9 protein-coding genes and 1 pseudogene are annotated in these 9361 nt (G+C 33.4%); 8 read left to right on the top strand and 2 right to left on the bottom strand.

The annotated features are described in order from the left end of the window. The 3 genes from IGK14_RS16835 to lspA all read left to right on the top strand — a co-directional run. Positions 1 to 185: ArsR/SmtB family transcription factor (locus IGK14_RS16835; RefSeq protein ID WP_438712709.1), on the top strand; the 185-nt coding region annotated here is incomplete at its 5' end. Positions 186 to 391: 206 nt separating this feature from the next. Next, positions 392 to 616 (top strand): hypothetical protein, encoded by a 225-nt coding sequence (locus IGK14_RS16830; RefSeq protein ID WP_201706029.1) that lies wholly within the window; start codon positions 392 to 394, stop codon positions 614 to 616. Between the two features lie 23 nt (positions 617 to 639). After that, the gene (gene lspA, locus IGK14_RS16825; RefSeq protein ID WP_201706028.1) at positions 640 to 1104 is read left to right on the top strand and encodes a signal peptidase II; all 465 of its coding nucleotides are present in this window, start codon (positions 640 to 642) and stop codon (positions 1102 to 1104) included. Between the two features lie 286 nt (positions 1105 to 1390). Here lspA and IGK14_RS16820 read toward each other — a convergent pair whose 3' ends face one another. Beyond that, positions 1391 to 3508: a heavy metal translocating P-type ATPase gene (locus IGK14_RS16820; RefSeq protein ID WP_270288495.1), complete on the bottom strand. Its 2118-nt coding sequence runs from the start codon at positions 3506 to 3508 to the stop codon at positions 1391 to 1393. After that, positions 3505 to 3864 carry an ArsR/SmtB family transcription factor gene (locus tag IGK14_RS16815; RefSeq protein ID WP_003726380.1) on the bottom strand — a complete coding sequence of 120 codons (360 nt, stop codon included), beginning with the start codon at positions 3862 to 3864 and terminating at the stop codon, positions 3505 to 3507. Before IGK14_RS16815 ends, IGK14_RS16820 begins: the two co-directional genes overlap by 4 nt. A 299-nt stretch (positions 3865 to 4163) precedes the next feature. Here IGK14_RS16815 and IGK14_RS16810 point away from each other — a divergent pair. The 5 genes and pseudogenes from IGK14_RS16810 to IGK14_RS16790 all read left to right on the top strand — a co-directional run. Further along, positions 4164 to 4769 (top strand): annotated as a pseudogene (locus tag IGK14_RS16810) (recombinase family protein); the annotation flags it as partial. A gap of 237 nt (positions 4770 to 5006) precedes the next feature. Then, positions 5007 to 5258 carry a type II toxin-antitoxin system Phd/YefM family antitoxin gene (locus IGK14_RS16805; RefSeq protein ID WP_125395862.1) on the top strand — a complete coding sequence of 84 codons (252 nt, stop codon included), beginning with the start codon at positions 5007 to 5009 and terminating at the stop codon, positions 5256 to 5258. After that, on the top strand, positions 5243 to 5509 hold the full coding sequence (locus IGK14_RS16800) for a Txe/YoeB family addiction module toxin (protein ID WP_125395864.1): 267 nt from the start codon (positions 5243 to 5245) through the stop codon (positions 5507 to 5509). Before IGK14_RS16805 ends, IGK14_RS16800 begins: the two co-directional genes overlap by 16 nt. 379 nt (positions 5510 to 5888) lie before the next feature. Continuing rightward, on the top strand, positions 5889 to 7262 hold the full coding sequence (locus IGK14_RS16795) for an SIR2 family protein (RefSeq protein WP_160806159.1): 1374 nt from the start codon (positions 5889 to 5891) through the stop codon (positions 7260 to 7262). Then, positions 7249 to 8901 (top strand): ATP-binding protein, encoded by a 1653-nt coding sequence (locus tag IGK14_RS16790; protein WP_160806157.1) that lies wholly within the window; start codon positions 7249 to 7251, stop codon positions 8899 to 8901. Before IGK14_RS16795 ends, IGK14_RS16790 begins: the two co-directional genes overlap by 14 nt. Positions 8902 to 9361 lie beyond the last annotated feature (460 nt).

Genomic DNA, 9361 nt, shown 5'->3' with positions numbered 1-9361 from the left:
CAGCAACATCGCATCATCTTTCTAAGTTGAAAAGTAATAGGATGGTTTCAGCAGAGCGTAAAGGAAAGTATATGTACTACTCCTTGAAAGATGAACATATAAAAACTATTTTAAAAGTTATGTTTGAACACACTATGGAAGAGGGTGAATTTTGTGGGACACCATCACAAAAAAGATTATTATAGAGATGACCACCATAAAAGTAACACTTACAAAAAAGAACATCATGGTAATCATGGTTCCTATAGAAGTAACAGAGGCTGCTTAGGCTGTTTAACTCAAATATTCCTAGTTTTAATTATAGTATCATTTATCTTTATCAGCGTTAATTTGTGATTATTAACTGATGTGTTAAGTAATTGAGGTAAATATTTTGATACGGAGGAACTTAATGAATAGAGAAGAAATTTTACAAACAATCAAAGATCTAATAGCTAATGGCAATATTGAAGAAGCAAATGCTCTTTTGAATGAACAAGCTACATTCTTAGCAGATTATTATGATCAGGCAGCTGGATTATTTGAAAATTTAGATACTGTGCAAATGCCTTTTTTTAATGACAAGGAAACTATATTGTTGTTATGGGAAAAACTTTCAAATTTATTCAATAAATAAAAATTTAGATGTTGAGGGCTTTCATGTTATTTTTAAGTGTAATATCAATATTCGTTCTTCTAAGTGTAGACCAGATTGCTAAATTATTGACAGTTAGTATTTTTGCATTATATGAAGAAAGAGTCATTATTCCCGATATTTTTTCACTGACCTATATTCAAAATAGTGGGGCAGCTTGGGGGATTTTGAGTAATAATACAAACTTATTGATTGTTATATCGGTGCCCATAATCGCTATGTTGGGTTGGCTAATGTTAAAAAGTAAAAAAAAGATTCTGACGAGTGGCCTGATTTTTATTATTGCAGGTGCATTGGGAAACTTAGTAGATCGAATAAGGATTGGCTATGTAGTTGATATGCTGCGTCTTGATTTTCTAAATTTCCCTGTATTTAATATTGCGGATGTAATGTTGACGTTTGGTGTGCTTTTGGTGATCACTGATTATCTATCAGATAAAATATCAAATGTAGAGAATAAAAATCAGTGATTTTAATGGTCTTATGCAAGACAATTCTGGGAAAAGTGCTACTAAAAAGTATCTGCTTAAATATATTCCATAAATTTTACGGATGTGACACAATCAGATTCTGTCACATTCGTTAAAATCGCTCCATCCTTAGAGGCTCTAAGAGGAAATCACTTTTCTTTTAGGGCCTTGTCATTTTAATATTTAAATGGCGCATAGTTTGCTTCATAACTAGCGTTCAAAAAAACTAAAAATGTATCATAAAAAGAAGGCACGCTTATAAACATGCCTTCTTTTATTTGTTGTGTTATTTAACTTTCATCAATCGTAATCCGTTTAATGTTACTAAAAGCGTTGCTCCCATATCTGCTACAATAGCAATCCATAGTGTTAGCCAACCTGGTATGACTAGTAGTAGAGCTAATAGTTTTATACCTAATGAGAAGGTGATATTTTGCTTAATTACTTTTAGAGTTTGGCGGCTAAGTCTAACAATGAATGGTAATTTTTGTAAATCGTCGCCCATTAGAGCAACATCAGCAGTTTCGAGAGCCGTATCTGTTCCTGCACCGCCCATTGCAATACCAACCGTCGATGCAGCTAATGCTGGTGCATCATTAATGCCGTCGCCCACCATTGCTACTTTATTATAAGTTGTCCGCAACGCTTTAATCGAATCTAATTTTTCTTGAGGCATTAGATCTCCTTTTATTTCAGTCACACCTAATTGCTTACCAATAGATTCAGCGGTTTTAGTATTATCACCAGTAAGCATAATAGTGTGTTCAATTGACAACTTGTGGAGTTCAGAAATAACGGCAGCACTTGAATCTCTTACTTCATCCGCGACAGCAATTACTCCTAAAATTTGTTCGTCAGTACCGAAATACATGGCGGTTTTCCCTTGTTCTTGAAATTGTCTGTATTGTACTTTGACCGCTGTTTCTTCGATTACTGATGCAGAAAACAGTTTAGGGCTTCCAATATAGTAACGTATGTTTTGATGTATACCTGTAAGTCCTTTACCTGTGATAGATTGGAAATCCTCGATTTGTATTGACTTGTAATCCACATTAGTTTTATCCGCTTCGTTTAAAATAGCAGAAGCTAATGGGTGTTGAGAAAGAGATTCCAACGATGAAATAATCGATAGATAATTTATATCAGTTTCAGAACTGGTTGCAATGAAATCCGTTACGACAGGCCTTCCTTTTGTTAAGGTTCCAGTCTTATCGAAAGCAATTGCTCTCAAATGACCAATTTCTTCCAGATAGACTCCGCCTTTTACTAAAACACCATTTTTTGCTGCATTACCAATAGCCGAAACAATTGAAACAGGTGTTGAGATCACTAATGAACAAGGACATCCGACAACTAAAATGGATAACCCTTGGTAAAGCCATTTATTCCAGTCACCACCAAAGAATAGCGGAGGAACAACCACTATCAAAAGGGCCATAATAATTATGAATGGCGTATAGTATTTTGCAAATTTATCTACAAAGGCTTGTGCAGGAGCTCGTTCTCCTTGCGCTTCTTCAACTAAGTGAATGATTTTGGCAATCGTTGTATCCGTTACTTTTTTTGTTACTTTGACTTCAAGAACACCTTCTTCATTTAGTGTTCCTGCAAACACTTCATCATCTAACTGTTTTTCAACAGGAACCGATTCTCCTGTTATTGCTGCTTGATTTACTGAAGAATGACCGTTGATAACAAGCCCATCCATGGCTATTTTTTGTCCGGGTTTAATGATCATAATATCGTCGATATCGATTTTATCGACACTGACTAATTGCTCTACATTGTTTCTCCTGATAAGAGCTTCTTTGGGAGCTATATCCATAAGAGAACGAATCGACTGTCTTGCTTTATCCATTGAAAATCGTTCCAAAGCTTCGCTAATAGCAAATAGTATTACTACAATAGAACCTTCGGCCCATTCTCCAATAAATGCGGCCCCAATAATTGCAATAGTCATTAAAGATTCCATGGAGAAGTCCAATTTGATCAAATCAGAGAACCCTTCTTTAAATAAATCAAATCCACCAATTATTATTGCCAATATATAAAGAGCTTTCGTTAATAAATGATCTTCGCCCAATGATAGTTGGGAAATCACAGCAACAAGTATAAAACCAAGAGAGATGATTAAAGCGATATTCCGTTTAATAAAAGACTCTTTTGATCTAACTTGTTCATCATTTTCTTGATCATCACGAATGATAAGATTTTCGAAGGCTCCCGCTTCTTCGAGTTCTTCAATTGTTGTTTGGCCTTCTACTGAAATCTTACTTGCACCAAAGTTTACTGTTGCACTCGTAACTCCTGGCAACTGTTTTACATTTTTTTCAAATTTACCTGCACAATTTGTACAGCTTAATCCTTCTATTCGATAGGTTTTTTCGGTCATTTTCTCACTCATGCTAGCACCTCTTCTTTAAAATTTACGCCAAGCTCCATAAGATTTAAGATTTTGATATTTTTAATAAAATAGTAGACTAACTTACCATCCTTGTGACTATCAACTACTCCCAATTTTTTTAAGGAGTTCAGATGGTGTGAAGTTGTTGCGACCGAAGCATCAATGATATTAGCAATATCACAAACACACAGCTCATCTTCATGAACTAAAGCATGTACAATTTTAAGTCGATTTTCATCTGACAATATTTTAAAGAAACCACTTACTGACGGAGTATCAAAGTTTGCTAGTTTAGATTTAGCACGATTAACTTTGTCTTCATGAATACAAGTTATTTCACAAATTTCATTATTCATACGATCATTCCTTTACATTCAAATGCTTGTTTGAATGTATTGTATCAGAACATCCATCTATATTCAAGTGAATGTTTGAATGTTCATAAAATGACATATTTCTGGACACTCTTTTAGATAGCATAATTGATAGGTATCACTTTATTTTTGTGTTCATAAACTCGAAAATAAATCATTGTTCAATATAAATTTAAATTTATGAGTATTAGGACAAACATTGACTGTGGTCAGAAACTTAAAAGTTTTTGACCACAATATTTTTTCTTGATATACTTGGTTTTGACAGGTGTCAGAAACTTATGTCCAGAAAGTGTGAGAGAAAAATGGCAATTTATGGTTATTCACGAGTCAGTACCAGCAATCAAGATTACAAAACGCAAATTTTGAAATTAGAAAATGCGGGTGCTGAAAAAATCTTTAGTGAAAAATATACTGGTACAAAAAAAGAAGGTAGAAGAGAATTAGAAGAACTACTTTCAATAGTAGAAGAAGGTGATCTCGTCTTAGTAACAAAGATCGATCGCTTAGCAAGAAGTATCGTTGATTTAAATTCGATTATTTCAACTTTAAACGAAGCAGGCGTGACAGTTACTTTTTTAGACAATGCCTTGACGTTTGAACCAAATAAAAAAGATTCTATGCAAACATTGATGATGAACATGCTTGGAAGCTTTGCACAGTTTGAAAGAGATTTAATCGTGACCAGGACACAAGAGGGGAAACAATGGCATAAAGCCAATAAGAAGAACTATAAAGAAGGACGTCCAAAACGTATACTGAATGATCATTACAAACTTGCACTAACATTGATGGAAACCCATAGTATGAGGGAAGTAGAGAAGATGATGAAAATCTCCTTATCAACTTTAAAACGGATCAAAAAGCAAGCCGCTGAAGAGCAGATGACTTTAACGGCCGCTAAAGACCATGAATCAATGCAAGAAACCGCTCATTTGTTAAATAGGACTGCAAACAATAAGCACCTTAAGCAAGCGAAACAACAAATCAAGGATCAAAAAACGATTACGACAAGACTTGAAGATTTGTAAGAAATGGCAAATATATTCTCTCCTTTCGTTGACGTACGTTTAAACGTACGCTATAATATACTTAAGAGATTTATAAAAAAAGGAGGAGAACTTATGGAAGTAATTACACCGACGAATGCAAGAAAAAATCTTTACGGAATCATTAAGCACGTTGTGTCCGACAGTCAACCTGTAGAAATTGCAAGTACAAAAGAGGAAGAAAGCGTAATAATGATTAGTAAGAGCGATTGGAACTCGTTACAAGAAACAATCTACTTACAAAATGCGGGCGTACTGGATCGGATAAAACACTTTGATAATGAAGAAAGTGAAGACTTAGGTGAAATTGATTGGGATACAATGTAAAGATTAAAAAGAATGCTCGCAAAGATTTGCCTAAATTGAAGAGTGTAAATCTAGCTAGTAAGTTTGATGAACTGATCAAAGTTATAAAGGAAAATCCTTTTCAGACACCGCCACCATACGAAAAATTAACTGGATTACCTTACTATTCAAGACGTCTAAATATAAAACACAGACTGGTTTACAGCGTGGAGGAAGAGAGTAAAACGATCACAATTCTCTCTGTTTGGTCACACTATGAACGTGGACTATAATATGATAAACTATTCCTAGATCTGCATAAATTAGACTAGCGTTGCGCGTTATTGAAGTTTCACGCAGCGCTCTTTTTTTGGGAATTATTTACTTCTATCATTGGTAATCCACCTTGTTCTATTGGTCAAGTTAGCCAAAAAGACAATAATTAAGATATTTTTTATACTAAGTTAGACAAGCAGCTCGCATAGACCTATGCTTCATATTCAAAGGCTGCCTTGACTAAAAAGTTCTATATGCTACTCATGTTAAAGCTTTTCGTTGGGTTAGTGATCATCTTGGCGAACGAGGTATCATTAAGGTTTTCACCAACGATTTCTATCAAAATGTTGATATAATCAATAGTTTACCTAAGTTTGAAGTGGAGGAGTAAGTGCCATGTTTTTCTTCTTTTTTGATGAAGTTAGTAACCCTAAGGAGAGTCAGATAGAGTATCATTATTTGTCGCAGTCAAGTAAATTTGGCATAGAAAAGAATGATTCTGGCGTTACGAATTTCTATGATTCCAGTGGTATACTTGAGAAACAAAATTTAACAGATGATTCTCAAAGTCAATTTCAAGAGATTGATTTTAAACGTTTAATTAGTGAGAAAATCCGTAAAACAGTTTATGGTGAAAAGTATTCCAACATTGTTTTCCTAGCAGGTGCAGGAGCATCAGTAGCGCCTGATTTAAATCCAAAGTATGGGAAAACAGTAAAGATGATAGCTGAAGATGTATATTTGAAGCTACATGAGATTGATGATCTTTATACATTGGAACAATTAGCAGAAAAATGTAAATACAACGACGGATACATATTAGCTAGAGATCAAATTAAAGCAGAACACATTCCTCAACTGGCTGACAATTTTAATCTAGAGGATTTCTTGTCGACATTATTTCATTATCGACCATATGTACCTGATAATGATAAAGAAAAATTTAATAGTACTATCGAAAAAATTTTACTTTTAATTAAGGAAAATACAACTTATTCATATGATAGCAAAGTCTTGAAACACGGAGCATTATTAAATCTTTTATCTAATTTATCAGGAAAAGATGGAAATAAATTTTCAGTTATTACAACAAATTATGATGACTTATTTGAGCAAGCCGCAGCTGAAAACAATTTTGTTATATTTGATGGTTTCAATTTTACATCAGTACCAAAGTTTGATAGCGATATATTTGAATGGAACCTCGTTAAAGAAGCTCAGAATATTAAAACTAGAGAAGTTGAGTTCAAAGATAAGACGTTTAATCTGGTAAAAATACATGGATCCCTTACCTGGGAGAAACAAGATAACGGTGATATTTTGAGAAAAGATAAGCATAGTATTATTGATACGGATAAAATGGTAATAGTTTTTCCTAGCTCAGACAAGTTTGCACAGAGTTATCAAGAACCTTATTTTGAACTATTTGCAAAGTTTCAAGATCTTATAAAGCGTCCAAATACTTTGCTTATTTCTTCTGGATTTAGTTTTGCGGACGACCATATATCTCAAATGATTACTCAAGCTTTAAAAAATAACTCTAGCCTCAAATTACTGGTCACCGATTTTAATATTGACCCCAATAGAGAGTGGGATAAAGAAGACAATAGATATATCGAATTTGATGAGATAGACTCTAAGTATAATCAAAATTGGGCAGGACTCATCCGTTTAATGTGTGATGGTTACCCAATTTCATTTTTAAAAGCAACTATGAACAGCGACTTAGTGGATTACTTGAGTGGAAGGTACTTAAATGATGAAAATTGACAGTTTTTTCAACGTAGCTGATAAAAGTAATTATTACCTTGGAATGATTTCACAAGTAAATCGTTCGTATTCTACGATTCAGATTGAAAATCTTTCGCTACTTTCATACAGGAAATTAAGAACCGATATTCTCTCTCCAAATACAATAAATTTCTATGTCTTGATTGATTCTAGCAATGGTTTGTTTTTTGGAGAAATTTTCCAATCCAAAGTTCCAAATTCAGATAGTGTTCATGAGATGTTAACAAATGGTCTGCAAGAAAAAATATTTCCAGAAATAAGTATTGATATACTTGGATATATCCCACTTGGTGAGAAGTATTTTAAACTCAATGGTACAAATACAGTTGGTATTACGGATAAAGTGTATATTGCAAATGAAAAAGCTATTGAACTTTTTATTGAATCTATAGAGGTTGATCCGGAGAGAGAGAAACAGATGTCTTACTTTGCAAATTTAGCCTTCAGTTCTCAGAGCTACCCTATTAAATTACAACCGCAGACTCTGTTCAACAGACATTTAATGACAGTTGGGACTACTAATAGTGGTAAATCTACATCTGCTTTGAGCATTTTGGATAAACTGATCAATGATAAGATAAGAACCTTGATAATAGACCCTACTGGGGAATATTGTGATTCGTTCACAAAAGAAGAGGTTGATAAGTATATTTTGGGAGAAGATGCCTTTATTTCATCTTCTGCCTTATCCATGCAGCAATGGTCTATATTATTCGAAACAAACGATGGTACTCAGCCAGCTGTTCTTGCCTCAGCAATTAGTTCGTTAAGATACCAAAAGAAAAATAATTTATCTGGTATATATGAAAAATTTGAAAAAAAAGTAGATGTGGTCACGCAACATATGGCATCACTTTCTCCAAGCGACAAAGAATTTGAGGTTTGTTTTTTATCAGAACAGGTAGCAAACGAAGCTATCAAAAGAGAGAAGCGTGGAAAGGATTATTATTTCATTTACGATGATTTTAACTTTAATTCGAATCAGTATTTAGTGCAAAAAATTGATTATAAACTATCAAATACAAGTTTTTTAAATTTTTTCAATTCTGATAATCAAGGATTGCTAGACATTGTAGACTATTGGTCATCAAATGATACAAGAAAATCTTTATATATTAATACTTCAAGAATCGGTACGACTGATGAAGTTGGGGGGATGATTGTAGATTTAATAACAAACCATCTAATTAATTTATCTAAAGATAAAATCAATCCCTTTATAATATTTATTGATGAGATTCACCGTTATACAAAAAGTGTATCAAATGAAGGATTTTCATTTTGTACAGGACTAAACATTATTGCTAGGGAAGGGCGCAAAAAAGGGATTTTTCTTTTTCTAACAACGCAGAATCCAAACGATGTGGATAAAATTTTACTAGGTCAAATTGGAACATTGTTAGTACATAGGCTGACAGCTCCAGATGAATTGAAGGCAATTCAAAATCATCTTTCTGAAAATCAAATTGGGCAAATTAAGAAATTGAATACAGGTGAGGCTGTACTTACCAGTATAAATCTCTTAAAGGATTTATATATAACAGTTAGCAAGTGTAGTCGTTCGCATAATAATAATACTCCAAGCTTATTATACAATTCAAAGATTGATGCTGAGTAAGTTATTAGGTGTCCAAAAACTTGCTTCTAAAAGGTCATATTTGATCTTTTAGAAGCAATAAGAAAAATAAAATCATAACAGATTACTATGACGGAAAGGCTACTAGTGAAGATTAAAAAAATATAAGAGATGTGTGACATTCCCTTATATTTGTCTGTTAGGCAATGCATATTGTCAATCATTAGGAAGAAAACGATCTAATTTTAATTATTTCAGTGGAACTTACTTCTACCCGAGTGAATATTTCCCCCAATGATGTGTTTTACCTTCGTCAAGAAAATGAATTAGTCAAGCTGAGTTATGCAAAACGCACACAATTTAGCTATGATGAGGGACAATATTTTTTTAAAAATGAGGTTGTTTTAACTGCTTCTCTGAGAGATATTGATGATAGTCTCATGCATTATTTCATAAATAATGTCTATTTATCGATATGCTCAACAGAATAAAAGCTAAAGAT

The organism is Enterococcus sp. DIV0970a, assembly GCF_051711265.1.
Classification (GTDB): Bacteria; Bacillota; Bacilli; order Lactobacillales; family Enterococcaceae; genus Enterococcus_D; species Enterococcus_D casseliflavus.
Note: the sequence above shows the minus strand (reverse complement) of the source record. Positions and strands in the feature narration are given on the sequence as shown.

Coding starts and splice junctions, on each gene's coding strand:
- IGK14_RS16790 (WP_160806157.1), top strand. CDS start 7,249: ATGATGAAAATTGACAGTTTTTTCAACGTAGCTGATAAAAGTAATTAT.
- IGK14_RS16815 (WP_003726380.1), bottom strand. CDS start 3,864: ATGAATAATGAAATTTGTGAAATAACTTGTATTCATGAAGACAAAGTT.
- IGK14_RS16795 (WP_160806159.1), top strand. CDS start 5,889: ATGTTTTTCTTCTTTTTTGATGAAGTTAGTAACCCTAAGGAGAGTCAG.
- lspA (WP_201706028.1), top strand. CDS start 640: ATGTTATTTTTAAGTGTAATATCAATATTCGTTCTTCTAAGTGTAGAC.
- IGK14_RS16830 (WP_201706029.1), top strand. CDS start 392: ATGAATAGAGAAGAAATTTTACAAACAATCAAAGATCTAATAGCTAAT.
- IGK14_RS16820 (WP_270288495.1), bottom strand. CDS start 3,508: ATGAGTGAGAAAATGACCGAAAAAACCTATCGAATAGAAGGATTAAGC.
- IGK14_RS16805 (WP_125395862.1), top strand. CDS start 5,007: ATGGAAGTAATTACACCGACGAATGCAAGAAAAAATCTTTACGGAATC.